16 protein-coding genes and 1 tRNA gene are annotated in these 19296 nt (G+C 45.3%); 2 read left to right on the top strand and 15 right to left on the bottom strand.

Going from position 1 to position 19296, the window contains the following annotated elements; all coding sequences use genetic code 11:
• Positions 1–189: 189 nt before the first annotated feature.
• The 5 genes from gpmI to MKY95_RS00920 form a co-directional block, all read right to left on the bottom strand.
• Positions 190–1734 (bottom strand): 2,3-bisphosphoglycerate-independent phosphoglycerate mutase, encoded by a 1545-nt coding sequence (gene gpmI / locus MKY95_RS00940; RefSeq protein WP_036616224.1) that lies wholly within the window; start codon positions 1732–1734, stop codon positions 190–192.
• Position 1735: 1 nt separating this feature from the next.
• Positions 1736–2488: a triose-phosphate isomerase gene (gene tpiA / locus MKY95_RS00935; RefSeq protein ID WP_036616221.1), complete on the bottom strand. Its 753-nt coding sequence runs from the start codon at positions 2486–2488 to the stop codon at positions 1736–1738.
• Between the two features lie 36 nt (positions 2489–2524).
• A complete protein-coding gene (locus MKY95_RS00930; protein WP_036616219.1) occupies positions 2525–3706 on the bottom strand; it encodes a phosphoglycerate kinase in 1182 nt (393 codons plus the stop codon).
• A 151-nt stretch (positions 3707–3857) separates the two neighbouring features.
• The gene (gap, locus tag MKY95_RS00925) at positions 3858–4865 is read right to left on the bottom strand and encodes a type I glyceraldehyde-3-phosphate dehydrogenase (RefSeq protein ID WP_017691243.1); all 1008 of its coding nucleotides are present in this window, start codon (positions 4863–4865) and stop codon (positions 3858–3860) included.
• Between the two features lie 106 nt (positions 4866–4971).
• Positions 4972–5997: a sugar-binding domain-containing protein gene (locus tag MKY95_RS00920; RefSeq protein ID WP_036616216.1), complete on the bottom strand. Its 1026-nt coding sequence runs from the start codon at positions 5995–5997 to the stop codon at positions 4972–4974.
• A 458-nt stretch (positions 5998–6455) separates the two neighbouring features.
• On the opposite strand from MKY95_RS00920, the gene MKY95_RS00915 reads away from it, so the two are divergent.
• Both MKY95_RS00915 and clpP read left to right on the top strand, forming a co-directional pair.
• Positions 6456–6530, top strand: a tRNA-Arg gene (locus MKY95_RS00915).
• A 176-nt stretch (positions 6531–6706) separates the two neighbouring features.
• On the top strand, positions 6707–7303 hold the full coding sequence (gene clpP, locus MKY95_RS00910) for an ATP-dependent Clp endopeptidase proteolytic subunit ClpP (RefSeq protein ID WP_017691245.1): 597 nt from the start codon (positions 6707–6709) through the stop codon (positions 7301–7303).
• Positions 7304–7470: 167 nt separating this feature from the next.
• On the opposite strand, the gene MKY95_RS00905 is transcribed toward clpP, so the two are convergent.
• From MKY95_RS00905 to MKY95_RS00860, 10 genes are all read right to left on the bottom strand, one after another.
• Positions 7471–8568 (bottom strand): DUF4163 domain-containing protein, encoded by a 1098-nt coding sequence (locus tag MKY95_RS00905; protein ID WP_076320060.1) that lies wholly within the window; start codon positions 8566–8568, stop codon positions 7471–7473.
• A gap of 387 nt (positions 8569–8955) precedes the next feature.
• Positions 8956–9708, bottom strand: coding sequence for an SIMPL domain-containing protein (locus tag MKY95_RS00900; protein WP_076320059.1), 753 nt, complete (start codon positions 9706–9708; stop codon positions 8956–8958).
• Positions 9709–9864: 156 nt separating this feature from the next.
• The gene (locus MKY95_RS00895) at positions 9865–10134 is read right to left on the bottom strand and encodes an HPr family phosphocarrier protein (protein WP_017691248.1); all 270 of its coding nucleotides are present in this window, start codon (positions 10132–10134) and stop codon (positions 9865–9867) included.
• A gap of 229 nt (positions 10135–10363) precedes the next feature.
• The gene (whiA, locus tag MKY95_RS00890) at positions 10364–11302 is read right to left on the bottom strand and encodes a DNA-binding protein WhiA (RefSeq protein ID WP_036616210.1); all 939 of its coding nucleotides are present in this window, start codon (positions 11300–11302) and stop codon (positions 10364–10366) included.
• A gap of 6 nt (positions 11303–11308) precedes the next feature.
• Positions 11309–12295, bottom strand: a complete 987-nt coding sequence (locus MKY95_RS00885; protein ID WP_017691250.1) for a YvcK family protein — start codon at positions 12293–12295, stop codon at positions 11309–11311.
• 13 nt (positions 12296–12308) lie between these two features.
• Positions 12309–13208 carry an RNase adapter RapZ gene (rapZ, locus tag MKY95_RS00880; protein ID WP_017691251.1) on the bottom strand — a complete coding sequence of 300 codons (900 nt, stop codon included), beginning with the start codon at positions 13206–13208 and terminating at the stop codon, positions 12309–12311.
• Positions 13209–13259: 51 nt separating this feature from the next.
• On the bottom strand, positions 13260–14210 hold the full coding sequence (locus MKY95_RS00875) for an ROK family glucokinase (RefSeq protein WP_017691252.1): 951 nt from the start codon (positions 14208–14210) through the stop codon (positions 13260–13262).
• Positions 14211–14657: 447 nt separating this feature from the next.
• Positions 14658–15689 carry an AI-2E family transporter gene (locus MKY95_RS00870; RefSeq protein ID WP_036616412.1) on the bottom strand — a complete coding sequence of 344 codons (1032 nt, stop codon included), beginning with the start codon at positions 15687–15689 and terminating at the stop codon, positions 14658–14660.
• A 162-nt stretch (positions 15690–15851) separates the two neighbouring features.
• A complete protein-coding gene (trxB, locus tag MKY95_RS00865) occupies positions 15852–16811 on the bottom strand; it encodes a thioredoxin-disulfide reductase (RefSeq protein WP_036674745.1) in 960 nt (319 codons plus the stop codon).
• A gap of 171 nt (positions 16812–16982) precedes the next feature.
• Positions 16983–18716 (bottom strand): tetratricopeptide repeat protein, encoded by a 1734-nt coding sequence (locus tag MKY95_RS00860; RefSeq protein ID WP_036616205.1) that lies wholly within the window; start codon positions 18714–18716, stop codon positions 16983–16985.
• Positions 18717–19296 lie beyond the last annotated feature (580 nt).

Raw genomic sequence — 19296 nt, 5'->3', positions numbered from 1 at the left:
TTTGCCCTTATTTTACTACATCAGCAGAATCGTCTTCCAATCGCTGTTATCCCCTGATTTCTTTGAACTTATTTTCATAAGTTGAAATCATGTGATAAAGGCGAACGCTTCGCTTCTTCAGACTATTTCTGCTGCCTTCGTTCAATGCGCAAACACCAAACCGCCCAATTATATATGTTGTTGTGTAACTTATTTGCGGGTAGCGATGACAGATGTACCTGTCATTTCAGCCGGTTTAGGCAATTGCATCAGGTCAAGGATCGTTGGCGCGATATCTGCCAGGATTCCGCCTTCACGCAGGGTTACATTTGCATCGGTAACGATGAATGGAACCGGGTTCGTTGTATGAGCTGTGAACGGACGTCCCTTCTCATCGAACACCATATCCGCGTTACCATGATCCGCAGTGATTAGTACAACGCCGCCTTTGGCAAGTACTGCATCCACAACACGGCCCATGCACTCATCTGTTACTTCAACCGCTTTGATGGTAGGCTCCAGCATGCCGGAGTGTCCAACCATGTCAGGGTTAGCAAAGTTCAGAATGATGGCGTCATGTTTGTCTGCTTCGATCTCGCGAACACATGCATCAGCTACTTCATACGCACTCATCTCTGGTTGCAGGTCATACGTTGCAACTTTTGGTGAGTTGATCAGTACACGAGTTTCGCCCGGAAGCTCCACATCACGACCGCCGCTGAAGAAGAAGGTAACGTGCGGGTATTTCTCAGTTTCTGCAATACGCAGTTGTTTTTTATTGTTCTGTACCAGAACTTCACCCAGGGTGTTGTCGAGGTTCTTCGGCGAATAAGCCACATAACCTTCAACCGTCTCGCTGAACAAAGTCAAGCATACAAAGTGCAAGCCCACAGGGAACTTCGGACCACGATCAAAACCGCGGAAATCCTGGTTCGTGAATACTTGCGACAACTGGATCGCACGGTCAGGACGGAAGTTGAGGAAGATAACGGAATCGCCGCTCTCAACCAAACCTACCGGCTCACCATCCGCTTTAACGATAACCGTTGGTTCAACGAATTCATCAAATACGGATTTCTCATACGATTCTTCAACCGCTTTGAGTGGGTCAGTGTATTTTGGTCCATCTCCATAAACGATGGCACGGTATGATTTCTCAACCCGTTCCCAACGTTTGTCACGGTCCATCGCGTAATAGCGACCTTGAACCGTAGCGATTTTACCTACACCGACTTCTTCAATCTTAGCGATCAGTTTCTGCATGAAGTCTTTACCACTGTCTGGCATAACATCACGGCCATCCATGAAAGCATGAATATATACATCATTCATTCCTTCTTTTTTGGCCAGATCTAGCATAGCAAACAGGTGGTCGATGTGACTATGTACGCCGCCATCAGACAACAAGCCGTAGAGATGAAGTTTTTTGCCGCTTTGTTTCGCTTCACGAACGGCTTTGACAAGTGTTTCATTGTCGTAGAACTCGCCGTCACGAATGGATTTGGAGATACGGGTCAAATCCTGGTATACGATCCGGCCGGCACCAATGTTCAGGTGACCTACCTCGGAATTTCCCATTTGCCCTTCTGGCAAACCTACAGCTTCACCGCATGCAGTGAGCGTTGTATGTGGGAATTGGCTCATGAAACGGTCATAGTTCGGTTTCTTGGCTTGCGCTACCGCATTGCCTTCCACCGTGTTACGCAGACCAAAGCCATCCATGATGATCAGTGCTACAGGTTTTGGAGCTGTCATCTTACTTCGCCCCCTCAACAAGCGCGATGAACGAAGCCGGCTGCAAGCTGGCACCGCCAACAAGTGCGCCGTCGATGTCGCTTTGTCCGAGGTATTCTGTTACGTTCTCTGGTTTAACACTGCCGCCGTATTGAATACGAACTGCATTCGCAACCGTCTCGTTGTACAGATCCTTCACCAGCGTACGGATGTAAGCAATAACTTCATTCGCATCTTGGGAAGTGGAGGATTTGCCTGTACCAATCGCCCAGATTGGCTCATAAGCGATAACAACTTGTGCCGCTTGCTCTGCAGACAGACCTGCAAAAGCAGCTACTGTTTGCACTTTGCATACGTCTTTTGTTTGGTTCGCTTCACGCTCTTCAAGCGTCTCACCAAGGCAGAAGATTGGAGTCAATCCGTGACGGAATGCTGCATGCAACTTTTTATTGACAGTCTCATCGGTTTCCGCAAAATATTGACGGCGCTCCGAGTGACCAATAATGACATAATCCACACCCAGGTCTTTCAGCATCACGCCGCTGATTTCACCTGTGAATGCACCGTTATCTTCAAAATGAAGATTTTGTGCACCAATTTTGATGTTTGTGCCTTTAACAGCTTCTACCAGGGATGGCAGATTTGTAAACGGTGCGCAGATTACAGTTTCCACGCCTTCAACTTCCGCTTTTCCTTTAACTTCCTGAATGAAGTCATTGGATTCGGAAACCGTTTTGAACATTTTCCAGTTACCTGCGATAATCGGTGTTCTCATGGGTTTCAACTCCTTCATGCTATAGGCTACTAAAACTTACTTGTCGTTCAATGCCACTACGCCTGGAAGTACTTTACCTTCCATGAACTCGAGCGATGCACCGCCACCTGTAGAGATGTGGTTCATCTTGTCAGCCAATTTGAACTTCTCAGCTGCTGCTGCGGAGTCACCGCCACCAATTACAGTGTAAGCTTCTGTCTCAGCGCAAGCTTCCGCTACTGCACGAGTACCGTGGGAGAATGGCTCGATTTCAAATACGCCCATTGGTCCGTTCCACACAACCAATTTGGAGTTTTTGATTACATCAGCATAGATCTCACGTGTTTTAGGACCGATGTCGATACCTTCCCAATCTGCTGGGATACCATCGATGTCAACGATTTGTGTGTTTGCTTTCGCACTGAAATCGTCAGACACTACGATATCTACCGGCAGGTAGAAGTTTTTGCCCAATTTTTTCGCTTTTTCGATAAAACCAAGAGCAACATCAAGTTTGGAGTCATCCAGCAAGGATTGTCCAATTTCATGTCCTTGTGCTTTGAAGAACGTGTAAGTCAGACCGCCACCGATGATTACGTTGTCTGCAATGTTCAGCAGGTTGTCGATTACATCGATTTTGTCCTTAACTTTGGATCCACCAATAATAGCTGTGAAAGGACGCTCAGGGTTGGAGATTGCTTTACCCAACACTTCAAGTTCTTTCTCCATCAACAAACCGGACACTGCTGGAAGCAAGTGAGCGATTCCTTCAGTCGAAGCGTGTGCTCTGTGAGCCGCGCCAAACGCATCGTTAACGAAAACGTCAGCCAGTTCAGCAAATTGTTTTGCCAGTTCCGGATCGTTTTTCTCTTCGCCTGCGTGGAAACGAACGTTTTCAAGCAACAATACGTCGCCGTTGTTCAGTTCAGCGATTTGAGCTTTAACAGCGTCACCAACAGAACCGTCAGCTTTAACAACTGTTTTACCAAGCAATTCAGACAAACGCTCAGCTGCTGGAGTCAAACGCAAGGATTCAACCACTTCGCCGTTAGGACGACCCATGTGGCTTGCCAAAATGACTTTAGCGCCTTTTTCAATCAAGAAGTTGATTGTAGGAAGCGTTGCACGAATACGTTTGTCATCTGTAATTTTACCATCTTCGAGCGGCACATTGAAATCTACACGGACAAAAGCCCGTTTTCCTGTCAATTCGATATCGCGTACACTTTTTTTGTTCATCTGTATTTCCTCCGCACCCATGTATTTGGTGGACCAATCAAGAGCTAAAATCCCTCGTAAATCCTGGTGTTTTTGAGAAATTTGCAAAATGTAGATATATAAAGAGCGGAAACAATATAGCATCTGTTTCCGCTCTATGTTATTACAGATATTACTTAATCATTTTTGCAAAGTGCTCCAAAGTGCGAACCAATTGTGCAGTGTAGGACATTTCATTGTCATACCAAGCTACAGTTTTAACCAATTGTTGGTCGCCAACAGTCAGAACTTTAGTTTGAGTTGCATCAAACAGGGAACCGAAAGTGATTCCTTGGATATCGGAAGATACGATTTCGTCTTCTGTGTATCCGAAAGTTTCTGGATCGGAAGCTTCTTGCATAGCTGCGTTAACTTCTTCAGCAGTTACTTTTTTGTTCAGAACAGTTACGAGCTCAGTCAGGGAACCAGTAGCTACTGGTACACGTTGAGCTGCACCATCAAGGATGCCTTGCAGTTCTGGGATTACCAGACCGATTGCTTTAGCAGCACCAGTTGTGTTAGGGATGATGTTTTCAGCTGCTGCGCGAGCACGACGGAAGTCACCTTTAGGGTGTGGAGCATCCAACGTGTTTTGGTCGCCAGTGTAAGCGTGAATTGTAGTCATCAAACCTTGAACGATTCCGAATTTGTCTTGCAGTGTTTTTGCCATAGGTGCCAGGCAGTTTGTTGTGCAAGATGCGCCGGAGATTACAGTTTCAGTACCGTCGAGGATTTCATGGTTTACGTTGTAAACGATGGTTTTCATGTCGCCAGTAGCTGGTGCGGAGATAACAACTTTCTTAGCTCCACCTTTCAAGTGTTTCTCAGCTGCTTCTTTAGTTGTGAAGAAACCAGTACATTCCAGAACGATATCTACGCCCAGGTCGCCCCAAGGAAGTTCTTCCGGGTTACGGTTAGCCAATACTTTAACTTCTTTGCCGTTCACTTTGAAGAAGCCATCGTGTACTTCAACATCGCCATCGAAGCGACCTTGAGTTGTATCATATTTGAGCAAATGAGCGAGCATTTTAGCGTCAGTCAAGTCGTTGATTGCTACTACCTCGATGCCTGCTACATTTTGAATACGGCGGAATGCCAAGCGTCCAATACGTCCAAAACCGTTAATACCTACTTTAATCATGAGTAAGTTCCTCCCAAGTTTTGATTAATTTTTTATGAAACTTATATATTCAAGACAGACGGTGAAGTCCGTCAAGACAACAATAGTTGTGATACAAAGTAAAACCTTATTCCATTTCAGCAACGATGACTTCGGCAGCAGCCTCATCAATAATCAGAATATCTTCCTGACCAAATCGTAACACGGAATGTATAGCAGCAGCTTTGCTTTTGCCACCTGCAATTCCAATCACAACATCGGTTCGTTCAATATCCTGAAGTCGCATACCCAGTGTAAGCATGGTATGTACCACCTTACCCTGATCATTAAAGTAATAACCGAAAGATTCAGATACGGCCCCTTGCTCCTGAAGTTCATCTATAATCTCCGTCGCAAGTTTGCGTCTTTTGGCCATCTCTACGGCATCACCAATTCCATGAATAACAATCCGTGATTGCCTGATCAGCTGCAGAATCTCCTGAACACTAGGGTCCTGGATTAATGATTCATAGGCATGATCACTGAGCAAATCCGGTACATGCAGGAGTTTGTATTGCGCCCCTACCCGTTTTGCCATTGTGGATGCGATCGTATTAGCCTGAATTTCAAGGCTTTCTCCAAGTCCACCGCGTGCTGGTACGAACCAGACACCTTTGAGCGATGTTGGCGGATTTAGTTGTTCTGCGACTTCGGCCGTTGTTGAACCACCAGTAACGGCGACAACGTCGTTGTCACTCATGATATTGCCGAGAGCCTTCGCTCCGGCTCTGCCCAGTTCCCTTTTGGCAAATGGAGAAACGTCCGAATCGCCAGGAACCACAACTACCTTTTGCAGACCGTAGGCTTGCTTGATGCGCTCTTCCAGCTCGGATAATCCGAACAACTCTTTGGCTACGGGCTCTAACTGCTGCAGCAAATCATACCCTGCCTCGCTGATCTTCATTCCTGCACTGTCAATTTCAATAAGTCCCTGAGCCTTTAACAGATCGGTCTCAGCCCTCAGAACCCGCTCGGTCATCTGCATGGAATTAGCTAACGTTCTCCGTCCGATCACATCCGATAACATGATCTGTTGTAGAATCGTATACCTCTTTTTCAAGATATCCATGAGATCAGGCAGAAGCTGCTTTTGTACTTCTAAAATCGTTCGCATGCTTTCCACTCCCGCAAGTTCTCGTTCTAAGCTCTCTTTCGTGGCCCTAAAACGTCCCGGGTTAACTTTTTAAGTCCCACGTCTATTCTACCTAAAACTGACGCGACATGCAAGTGTTTCAACGTGTTATTTCGACACGCATTCAGCGTTTGTACGCGCCTATTTTCACAATCCCAGACTTCCATGATCTAGGACTAGCTCACACATACCATATATAGAAGAAACAAATGAATTCAATCTACATATCGCTCAGAATTACATTTCATACGGCATGTCCAAAACCTCTAATAGCATTTACTTAAATGCACTCTTTATCCACTCTTCTTCATCATGATCATTTTTAGGTTAATCCAAACCAATACCACAACGAACTGCTTGCAATTAAATATTTCATGAGCTATAATCATTATTGCTGTCATATATTTAGAAAGCTACATAAATTGGTAGCAAATTAATGTGCGCCCGTGGTCCAATGGATATGACGTAGGCCTCCGAAGCCTGAGATCCAAGTTCGATTCTTGGCGGGCGCGCCATTTTTATTTAACAGCTCATAACCCATTTAACCAATGAAACCGGAAAGGTTTCTTTTTTTTGCAAGTTAGTTTGACTTTCTTTGACTTTTTGTTTGGAATTGTTTATTATGTGGGTAATACGGTAACAGTTTAAGTATAAACACCAATAACATTTACATTCCAAGGAGGTTTTTCACGTGAGTTTTATTCCAATGGTCGTTGAACAGAGCAACCGGGGTGAGCGCGCCTACGACATCTACTCCAGATTGCTGAAGGATCGTATTATTTTCCTTGGTAGCGATGTTAATGACGTAGTGGCTAATGCCATTATGGCACAGATGTTGTTCCTGGCTGCGGAAGATCCGGAGAAAGACATTCACTTATACATCAACAGCCCAGGCGGATCGATTACAGCCGGTATGGCGATTTACGATACAATGCAATTCATCAAACCGGATGTATCTACCATCTGTGTAGGTATGGCGGCTTCCATGGGTGCATTCCTGTTGAATGCCGGTGCAAAAGGTAAACGTTTTGCATTACCAAACAGTGAAATTATGATTCACCAACCACTTGGTGGTGCACAAGGTCAGGCTTCTGACATCGAAATTCGTGCTCGCCGCATCCTGAAAATGCGTGATACCTTGAACCGCATCATCTCTGAGCGTTCAGGTCAACCGCTGGAGCGGATTGAGAAAGATACAGATCGTGACTACTTCATGAGTGCTGCTGAAGCCGCCGATTACGGTATCATTGATAAAGTTATCGAAAACGTAGGATCACAAGGCATCTAAGTGTGACGTAGACCACGGTCTATGCGTTAACATAATCAACACCTAACGTAATCAGCAACATATAATTGTGTTGTCTATACGAGAAGAAGCCCTCATCATAATTATGATGGGGGCTTCTTTTTTCATTTTATAAGAAAAATAACTTAAGAGTGCATAATAATGATTCTTTATTTGGTTCCATTTACATTACTGAAAGGTTCTGTGCCTTTAGGGAGAAGCTCTTTGTACGTAAATGGCATTTCAGGGAAGCCTTCTGCGTACGCCGTATACTCATACAACTGGAAGAACACAACTACACCCGTTGGTGTCACATAGTAATCTTGATCTTTATTCAAACCTTTATAACCGTCGAGGTATCCACCGCGGGCTTTCAGTTGCTCACCCACTTTTTTACTCAACGTCTCGCGCATCGTTTTGTTATTTTGCAGCACATCATCTAACGTAAGCTCCTTACCTGTGTCCAGTGCAAAGGTGTGGCCCGTACGGTATGTCATGCCATGAGCGCCAGCATAATCTTCGTATCGTTGTGTAATGAGTCCCAGCACGCCTTTTTCGTTGTACGTCACTACATAGGAGCTCTCAAATGCATATGGACGGTTGGCGGTTGCACCGCCGAATTCAGATGTCTGTTTCTTGAAGTCAGCTACATAAGTATCCACTTCGTCTTTCAGCACTTTATTGATCGCCGCTTCAGCTTCTTTGCTGGCAAGTCCACTCACCTGTGGATATTGAACATCTACTTCAGCATTTTTTACAGTGACATTAACTGTTGCCGCTTTAATTTTAACGTTATTTTGTTTCAACTTGCTGAGTGACAACGTTTTGGTTTTGGCATCCCAATTCCCCTGTACACCCAGATAATCTCTCATTGCTGAGAATGGGATATATAATCTGCCGTTGATCAGCTTTGCGTCCACTTGAGGATAATAGTTGTTAATTCGAACACTCGGCTCGCCATCCAATAGGCTGATCGTCATCGTGTTATTGGCTGCTGTCAAAGCGTACTCTTTGGTTTTCGCATCATATTTCAACGTTCCACCTGCCACATCTTTAACTGCCGTAAGAGATACCCAAGTTGAACCACCTTGAAGAAGTCCTTTTTGAGTCAGTGTTTTTCCACCCGACTTCAGGGTCACCTCAGCTGTGGTTGTCACTTTCGAGGATACCGATGCCGCCTGAACCGAACTGTCCTGCCACACCGAACCGCTACCTACAATAATTCCTGCTGCGAGCAATGCACTTGTCCATTTTTTCCATGATGTCATATATAAAACTCCTCTCTGAATTCACAATTAGGGATCATTGCGTATGTAATCCTGACCTGATCGCATATCTCATACGCTCACCTCTCTATTATAATTAACCCGAATTCGGAAAGGTTTACAGCTCGAGTTACAATGTTGATGAATATCAGTAGGAAAATATATGGGGATATGACCTTTTTGTCACGAACAACTATACAAAAAAGATACCAATATACAGCATTTCATGTTGCTTCAAAAAGGTACCCTTCTATATAACTTCATCAAAGTTTGCTTTTCCAACAAAAAAAGACTCTGTCCACAGGACAAAGTCTTTGTCATTATTTCGTTGTACCCTTCAAATGACACTTATAAAGGTTCTTAAGTTTACAATCCTTAGTTCGATCTTGTTTATTTCATTTCATACGTGATATTCAGGATTGTACTTACTTTAACCTGGCCTGTTTCAATCTCAGTACCACCTGCTGTATCTTGTGCTTTGGACATCAACGCCTCGCTTGCATAGAATACAGGCACATCGGCATCACCTTGGCTCACGGAAAGAACAGCACCCAGTTGACGTTTAACTGCTTTTGCAATGGCGCCCGCTTTCACATCTGCATTGGCAACAGCTTTTTCAATCACTTGGGATTCATAACTTTCCGGATTTTCTACAGTAAAGCGCACGTTTTCAATATTGTTGGCACCCGCACCCGAAGCAGCATCGAGCAACTCGCCAATCTTATCCATCTGACGATATGTGACTGTCAGCGTATGATGCGCTGTATATCCTTTAATTTGTTGTCCGTCTTTTTCGCTATACGTATAGTTGGGTTGTACAGAGAACTGACTCGTTTGAATGTCGTCTGCACTGATCTTCCACGTATTCTTCAGCAAGTTGGATACCTTTTGAACTTTGGCAGCATTCGCTTTTTGAGCAGATGCAGCTGTCTCTGCAGTACTGTTCACACCAATGGACAGATAAGCGATATCAGGCTTCACCTGAATCTCACCTTTACCCACAACATTAATCACATTCTGTTGTACACCCTGAACCTCTGCAGCGTAAGCATAGTTACCTGGTGCAACCCATGCTGTTCCTCCAATAAGCAACGTACTTGCCACCAGCACCGCACCAAACGGTTTCATCCATTGTTTACCCATCACGATAGCCTCCTTATGTGTTAACATCTCAAACTTTAAACGATTTGATACCTTAACAGACGGGACAAATTCCATAATGTTGCACTTGACGATAGCATAAACGTGAAAAACACAAAAAAGCCCCTTTCGGGACTTCTTCATTAGATTGATCATATCTTATTGGTTTTCGAGCTCTTCCTTGCTTACCAGACTAACTAAAGCGTTTACAGCCTGTTCGGCATCCGCGCCTTCTGCACTAATCTGGATTTCCGTACCTGTGCTAATTGCAAGGCTCATGATCCCCATGATACTTTTTGCATTAACTTTTTTGTCGTCCTTCTCGACGAACACTTCAGACGAGTACTTATTCGCTTCTTGAACGAACAGTGCCGCAGGTCTGGCATGGAGACCCGTTTTCAAACGGACAACTACCGGGTGCTTTGTCATGGAAACTTACCCCCTATTATGAAATCTGGACATTAAATACACAATTATATTTATACAACATTATACCATTAACCCGTGCAGGACACTAGAAGAAAAAACTCAGGGTGCTTTGGAGGACATTATCTTGCCCTAATTTCATCTTTTGCACAGCGCATCCAATGACCTAAGTGAGTCTCCCAGATCCTTAACGGCTGACTTTCCCGACCTTGTTACTTTACCCTACTCCGTCTTAACCATAACGTTCTGTGCGTACTTTCTCAGCCAGCTCATCAATTTTACGAAGCCGATGGTTCACTCCCGACTTGCTGACTGTACCTTTAAGGAGCTCGCCAACTTCCTTCAAGTTGATATCCGGATGAGCGAGTCGAACTTCCGCCACTTCGCGAAGCTTCTCAGGCAAAGATTCCAGACCAACTTCCTTTTGTAACAACCGGATATTATCGATTTGCCTCACCGCCGCTCCGATGGTCTTATTCAGGTTGGCGGTCTCACAATTGACAATCCGATTAACGGAGTTACGCATGTCGCGCATAATCCGTACGTCTTCAAACTTGAACAAGGCCTGATGAGCACCAATGATGCTGAGCAGCTCAATGATTTTCTCGCCTTCCTTAATGTATAGGATGAATCCTTTTTTCCGTTCTATACACCGGGCATTCAGATGAAATTCATTGGCCAGGTCAACCAGTGCCTGACAGTGCTCTTCATACATGGACGCAATCTCCAGATGGTACGAGGAACCTTCCGGATTATTAACCGATCCACCGGCCAGAAATGCACCGCGAAGATAGGCCCGTTTACAACAGTTTTGTTGAAACAATTCCGTACTGATCCCTGGGGTAAAGAGAAAGCCCTCAGATACAATATGAAGACTATTGAGAATCTCCTGTACCATGGTTGGAATACGAACAATATATACATTGTTCTTTTTCAGCCGCATTTTTTTGCGGACCAGTAATTCCGTATGCACTTGAAAATGCTTTTTAAGCAGAGAGTATGCCCGTCTTGCAATCGCGGCATTCTCCGTCGAAATATCCAAGATCACTTTTTTATTCGATAACTGCACTGCACCAAGCATACGGATGAGGGCTGAAAGTTCCGCCTTTTCGCAGCACGGTTCGCTCTCGATCATGGTTAATTCTTTTTTGGTCTGTGCTGCAAACGACATGGGACTTCACCTCTTCCGTAACATCCAATTTTGTACCAGTTGGTAGATGTGATGACTTAACTTGTCAGCATCATGACGCAGATAGGTTTTGAACAGAACAAGGGTATCTGCAACCACCTGATAACCGGCACTTTCGAGTACATTCATATCCAGTACAACCGGTTTTGCTCCTTTTTCCGCATACTTATTTTGCACTTGCAGCGGAATATCACCATTATTTACGATAACATAGTCGAAGAGCTGATGACCTATATGCTCGTGTACCGCCTTAAGGTGGTCACTTACCGTATAGTTATCTGTTTCTCCCGGCTGTGTCATCACATTACAGATAAACATCTTCACCGCATCAGCCTCTACCACAGCTTCTGCAAGCTTAGGTACGAGTAAATTGGGAAGGATGCTTGTATAGAGGCTGCCTGGCCCGATCAGAATAGCATCAGCTTGACGAATGGCCTCTACTGCCTCTGGCAACGGCTCCACGTGATCCGGTTCAAGGAAAACACGTTTGATGCGTCCACCCGCCTCAGGGATTTTGGACTCACCTGTAATAATTGTCCCATCTTCCATCTCGGCATGCAACACAACGGCCTGGCCTGCGGCTGGCAATACCTCACCTCGAACGGCAAACACGCGGCTAAGCTCCCGCACTGCGGTCACAAAGTCGCCCGAAATATCCGTCATTGCAGCCAAAATCAAATTTCCCAAGCTGTGGCCTGCAAGCCCCGCGCCTGTATTGAAACGGTACTTCAACATATCTGAAAGCAATGGTTCTACATCAGCCAGTGCCGTAAGCACGTTGCGAATGTCGCCCGGAGGCGGCATCTGTAGCTCATTGCGCAGGATGCCTGAACTTCCACCGTCATCTGCAACTGTGACGATGGCCGTGATATCCAGCGGCTTCTCTTTCAAACCGCGCAGCATCACGGATAATCCGGTTCCGCCGCCCATTACAACTATTCTCGGACGTTCTCTTCGTGGTCCGGCCTCTTTCATCCCTTCACCCTCTTCAATGACGGTCCCGGTCAGCGTCGCGATGGCTCACGGTAACAGCTTCTGTCTCGCTGCTTCCCAACATCTTGCCCAAATATTCCGATATTGCTACCGAACGATGCTTGCCTCCGGTACAGCCGATTCCAATAATAACCTGGCTTTTGCCTTCCTTCCGGTATTGCGGAATCAGGAAATGCAGCATATCCAGCAGCTTGGTCAGAAACGCCTGTGTCTCTGGCCACTTCATAACATATTCGTACACATCACTATTCTGTCCCGTATTCGGTCGCAAATGATCAATATAATGTGGATTCGGTAAAAAACGTACATCAAACACCAGATCAGCATCAATCGGAATCCCATACTTGAATCCAAACGATGTAATATTCACCGACAGCATTTGGCTCTCGAGATGAGAAAAACGGGATATGATACGTTCTTTCAGTTGAGCAGGCTTCATTGTACTTGTATTCAGTACCTGAGTCGCAGAGTTTTTGAGTTCCTCCAACATCTTGCGTTCCAGTCGGATGCCATCCAGCGGCATGCCCTCAGGAGCCAGAGGATGTCTGCGCCTGCTTTCTTTGTAACGCTGAACAAGTACAGAATCTGTAGCATCCAGGAATAAAATCTCGCAATGAATGGTAAAATGATCTTTAATATAGTTCAAAGACTCGGACAGAGCCGTAAAGAATTCACGCCCGCGCAGATCGATAACCAATGCAACCTTACCAATCTTGCCGTTTGACTGTTCAATTAGTTCCGCAAATTTTGGAATCAATACCGGCGGCAGATTATCCACACAGAAGAAACCCAGATCCTCCAGGCTTTGTACTGCAATGGTTTTACCTGCTCCGGACATGCCCGTAATGATAATGAGCGTGGCGCCTGTGCCTGGTGATCCTTCACCTTCAAGCATAAATGTCCCCTCCTTATCATATTGCTGTCTTCATATATTGTTACGAGGATACTAGGAACGCAAGAGAAGACCTGCTGCACCCACAATACCTGCATTATTACCAAGTGTAGCTTCCAGAATCTGAACCCCATCTTGCAACGGTTCTGGCGTCAGCTTAGCAAACACAGTACGGATTTCATCAAACAAGAAATTGCCCGCTTTGGATACGCCGCCACCGATGATGAACATCTCCGGGTTAATGACAGCTGCTACAGTAGCCATGGACTTGCCCAGGTAAAAGGCCGCACGATTCACAATGCGCTGTGCCACTTCATCGCCTGCCTTGGCAGCATCAAATACTTCTTTGGCTGCAATCTTGTCGACGAGTGCCAGTGACGTATGATCCCCGCGCTCTACGGCATCCTTTGCCATACGGATAATACCCGTTGCAGACGATACTGTTTCTACACATCCCATTTTACCACAACCGCATTTGATGGCTTCCAGATCAGGTACAACACTGATATGACCCAGTTCTCCCGCCATACCGGAGAAACCCTGATAAATGTTACCATTCAGGATCAAGCCTCCGCCAACACCCGTACCGAGTGTATAACATACGCAGTTGTCTACGCCTTTACCCGCACCTGCCCAGACTTCACCCAGTGCAGCCACGTTTGCATCGTTATCTATTTTGATTGGCTTGCCCAGACGTTCTTCCAGAATCGAACGAATGGCCACATTCCGAAATCCGATGTTAGGGGCATGAACGATAATTCCCTCGCGTACATTCGTGAAACCGGCCACTCCAGCACCTACACCCTCAAGCTGTTCCCAACTGTACGGTGATTCGGCTACGATATGTCGGACATACTTCTCGATGTTGGCGATGACCGTGTCTACGCCCTTATCCACTTCAGTCGGTCCTTCATACGTATGCATTAGCTGACCTTGTTCATCGCATATACCGACCTTGATTGCTGTTCCGCCGAGATCGACCCCAACGTAGATTTTCTCAGACATGCTGCAAGCCACCTTTATCTATCTAAAATAGTTTAAGTCCTACGTACCAACTATAATTGAAGGATACGCCTGGGTCAAGACGAGAAGACCTCTAGTACCTCCTGCTCCGCCGGGGTTGTGAACCACATCACGCACCGTTTTTGAATACGTATACATCCTCATTACCTTCATTTATAAACGCACGCTTTATTCCTTCCTCCCCATAACAGAGGAAGCCTCAACTCATGATATTGCATCTTCACTCGTTCCATTCATAAAAGATCAACATCGTCCCCTCATATAGGTGACTCATCTTATGCACCCCGCCACCTGTCATTTTTACGCAGAAAGCTATCTAATGACGGTATTGCCAACAAAAAAAGAGCCTTCCATCCACAGGAAGGCTCCCTTACTTTTATGAAAATCTAAAATTGTAGAAATTGGGCTGACTCAGTTGATTTTTCTACGTTATAACTTCGTTTCCACACGTACCGGCTCTTCCGTCTTCTCCATCTTGTTCACATCCAGAATATCGAGCAGGAAGACAAAGATCGGAATACCAATGATCAGTCCCCAGATCCCCAGAAAGTGTTGCGACAGAATTAGTACGATAAAGGTGTAGAACATTGGCAATTTGGTCTTGTGTGCCATCAGTTTTGGATTCAGGAAGTACGTCTCCAAAGCATGAATAACAATAATCATGATGATCACAATAATGCTTAATTTCAGTCCACCCATCTGATACCCAATCAGACAGAGCGGTACAAGTGAGATGATAACCCCCGCAACGGGAACCAGACTGAGCATGAACACCAGAATGGTCAGAGCGAACAGATACGGGAAACCCAGAATCCATAAGCCCAGTATCGTCAGTACCGTATTAAACACCGCAATAAGAAGCTGTGCCTCAATGACTTTACCAAAAGAAGATACGAACTTGTCTCCCAGATAAGCAACTTCATTGTAGAACCATCCAATTTTACTTGTTTTGAACTTGGACGTGAACTTGGATATCTCCTGCTTCTGCAACAAGAAGAACAGACTCAGAATGATGACGAGCAGAATAAACTCCAGCCATTTGCTCAAAGCGAAAATATATTTCAATGCATCATTGGTGTAATTTTTAATATCGAAGGATTGAAGATAACCCGCAATTTTGGACGCAAAATTATCACCGTCTGCACTATCCAGAAATTTCATAATCTCGTTTGTCAACTGGACGACCTGATCCACGATCCGTGGTGAATATCTGGAAATGCCAAGCACAATGACTGCAATCACAATCATATAGAGTAGGATGACTACAACTTTATAATTGATTGGAAACAACCGATTTAAACCACCTGTAATGAAATGCTGTAACCTGTTCATGACATACGTCACCAGGAACAACAGCAGAATCATGTGCAGCATACTCCCCATACTGAACAAAATTAAACAGAACAAGAGCAGGATTAAAAATCGTCTCACTGTCGCATTCTGTAACCAATCTTTTATCATTTCCCCCAAAATCTTCACCTCACAGCTAATATGCCCTATATGTATACGATCTCATGCCCACTGTAGTTTCAAAAAAAGAGAAGCCTTCCGGCTTCTCTCATTTCATGAGACTTCCCGTTGTCTCTTATTCCCAGCATATGCCTAACCTCACGCATGTAATGCTTATTTATCCAACGTTTCGCTCCAATCATGGACAATGCTTCCTTCAAGGAACTTCTCACAATCCATTGCCGCCATACATCCTGATCCTGCAGCCGTAATAGCTTGACGATACTTCGTATCTTGAACATCGCCACAGGCAAATACACCTGGAATATTGGTCTCCGTTGTTCCGGGTTTAACGACAACATAGCCATGTTCGTCCAGTGCAATCGCATTACCCAGGAATCCGGTATTCGGTGTGTGACCAATGGCAACGAATACGCCATCTGCTTCAAGCAACTCTTCCTGCCCCGTCTCGTTGTTGCGCACTTTCAGCCCTTTGACACCCAAAGCTTCTGGTACGACCTCGAGTGGAGTACGGTTCAGCGCCCACTTCACCTTTTCATTGCTGCGAGCCCGATCCTGCATAATCTTGGATGCACGTAATTCATCCCGGCGGTGAACCAATGTCACGTCTGTTGCAAAACGAGTCAGGAAACTCGCTTCCTCCATCGCGGAGTCTCCACCGCCCACGACCACGATTTTTTTGCCACGGAAGAAGAAACCGTCACATGTCGCGCATGTACTTACACCACGTCCCACATTTTCCTGCTCGCCCGGAATACCGAGATAACGAGCGGAAGCACCTGTGGAGATAATGATCGATTCAGCTTCCAGTTCACCGATTCCTCCAACTTTGACCTTGAAGGGCGGTTTGCTGAAATCAACCTCTTCCACCCAACCGTTTTTGAATTCCGCTCCAAAACGTTCAGCTTGCTTACGCATGTTGTCCATCAGTTCCGGACCCATGATACCTTGCGGGAAACCGGGGAAATTCTCAACTTCCGTTGTCGTCGTCAATTGACCACCCGGCTGAAGACCTTCGATAACCAGTGGTTTCAGATTAGCACGAGCCAGATATATCGCTGCTGTCAGACCCGCAGGTCCCGTTCCGATCACAATCGTTCTGTATTTAGACATATAGATACAGCCTCCTTAATTAAGGTGAGAATGTGTTGTACTAGCGATGAACTTGCCAAGATGATATCCTACAGGCGTTTACGAAGCCCATTCGTTAAGTTTACCCGTTTTCCCGGTTGTTGTATCCTTCACCTGATGATGTCTTTCTGAAAACGAGTTGAAGCGAACTTTCTATACTAGTGGTGGCTTGCTGTTACAAACCGAATGAATCTGTTTAGCATACTTGCTAACCGTTGATGCCGATATCCCATACCGCTCAGCAATGCTTTGATAGGTAACGGGCCGACTGTGATTCTTCGCTGCCAAATATTCAAGTCCTGCAGCCCAACCCTCAATCTGCTTCGTACCCGGAACTTCCGGATGTACCCGGGATACATAATCCGTCCAGAGCCGTTCCATCTCGTGCTGCAACTCAGCCTTTGCTTCAGACATCTGTAACGCACGATCAACAACAGCCTGCCAATGGGAAGTTGATCCAGTGTCCGATTGCTCTGATGTGGATGGAACCTTCCCAATAGACTTCAAGGCTATAGGAGAAAAGGGGCGAACCACCTGAGAATTCCGATCCTCATGTTCAGCCGATTTCAATCCGTTCAGTACAGTTTGTGCTGCCTCAAGCAGATCCTTTTCTTCTCCAGGCTCTTCAATAAAGGATTGCAGAGCCTGTTGCACCTCATAGTCACCGATCATCCCAAGCGCATGAATAACCTGTAGCTTGGTTGCCCGATCACCATGACGCAATGCCCAGAAGAAGGATGAGCGAATCAGTGGATCATTCTTCATTTCTTCAGGTATGCCACTACCGTAGTTCTCCCACTGTCTGAATTGCTCATCAAATGGCAGATGATAGTGATAGCTCAGCTTCTCTGGCTCTTGCTCGCCTTGTTTTACAGCCTCAAGACCTGACAGATAATACCGGGATACTTCGGAACCCGGATCAAGCTTGGACACATGATGCCATAAACGCTCAGCAGCATCATAACGTTCTGTATTATAAGCCGCCACTGCTGCATAGTGAGCAAGTGCCGGATCAGCAGCTGTCTCTTCGTCCTTGAGCAAACGCCGGAAGTGAACATAAGCCGTATCGTGTTGGCCCAGAATTCCCATCGTTGTCGCCAGTTTGTAGACTTGTTCGTGCTGGAATGGCACGATGACCCGCAATTTTTTGATCAAAAGCAGTACTTGATCAGCCCGGTTCTCATTTTGATGGAAAATGGCCAGATTACAGAGTGCATGCAGATTCCCTGGTTCCTGTTCAAGCACTTCGGCAATAGTCTCTTTTGCTTTGGGAAACAGACCCATATAATAGTAGGCGAGTGCCAGATTGTTACGGGCAGCCAAGTAATCAGGATAATCAGAAGACATGCCTTCGAGCAATTCAGCAGCCTGTGCAAATTTTCCTTCTTCCAGCAGTTCCCGTGCCTGATCGTGCTCCACTACACCTTTGCGTGATTTGATTCGATTCAGTTTAGTCGGACGATCCAGCTCATAATACAGAAGCTCCATCATCTCTTCGGCTTCCGTCATGAACTGACCTTGAGTGTCCTCCTCCAGATAGGTAACAAGTGCTTGCTCGGCTTCCTCAAACCGATCCATATTTGCATAATTGTTCGCCATATAAAAATAACATTCCGTCATCGATGGATCTACCACTTCCAGCACGTTAGCCAGAATGGCATTGGAGGCTTCGTAATCCCCCTTCTCCGATAATATACCCGCCATATTACAATGATTTACCGGATTTTCCGGTTCGTATTCAACAGCTTTGCGAAAATATTTTAATGCCTTGTCGACATGATTACGGTCCAGCGAGCGGACAGCTCTTTCAAAGAAGAAAGAAGCATCCAAGTGAATCGGTATAATATTGGCAAGGTGTCCCTCAGCCCGCACTAGCTTGCCCTTCATCTTCCAAGGCACCTCCTCTTTGCATTTCATTCATACTCTTCAGTATACCACATCTTAAGGCCCACTTCTCAATATGTAGTTTCATGTCGTTTATGAAAAAAATGCAAAAGAAGATGATATTCCATTTTGCGGAAACCTATCACCTTGGAGCGTTGTTTATTCAAAGGAAAACCATGTTTACCTAGAGACTCCTACACTCACTTACCATAGGCTCTCTTTGCAGTATTGCATTAGTCTATTCTTGTCGGTTACGCGGCATTTAACTGGATTCGGTCCGGTTATAATAATACGAGTGTAGTCTATGGTATTATTATCCTCATTGTCCTTTTTAGTGGTTTATCTCCATTAAAAATTAAACAACGTATATTAGCTCTGTCCGTCAGCCTCTTTTTCGCGTATGTAATAAAAAATAAAGACACATCATTATTATTTTAAGGGGATGTTATATTGAGGATCTCAAAGATAAAACCACTTATATTCATCTTAATATGCTTGTTTGCTTTGAATGGATGTTCAAAAGATATAGAAAACATAGAAAATAAGTTCACATTAGAGGATGTACTGAGCGCGCTCGAGTCTC

Source organism: Paenibacillus sp. FSL P4-0176 (assembly GCF_037975265.1).
GTDB classification, from domain to species: Bacteria; Bacillota; Bacilli; order Paenibacillales; family Paenibacillaceae; genus Paenibacillus; species Paenibacillus amylolyticus.
The sequence above is the reverse complement of the archived record's forward strand: the minus strand, read 5'-3'. Positions and strand labels throughout refer to the sequence as shown.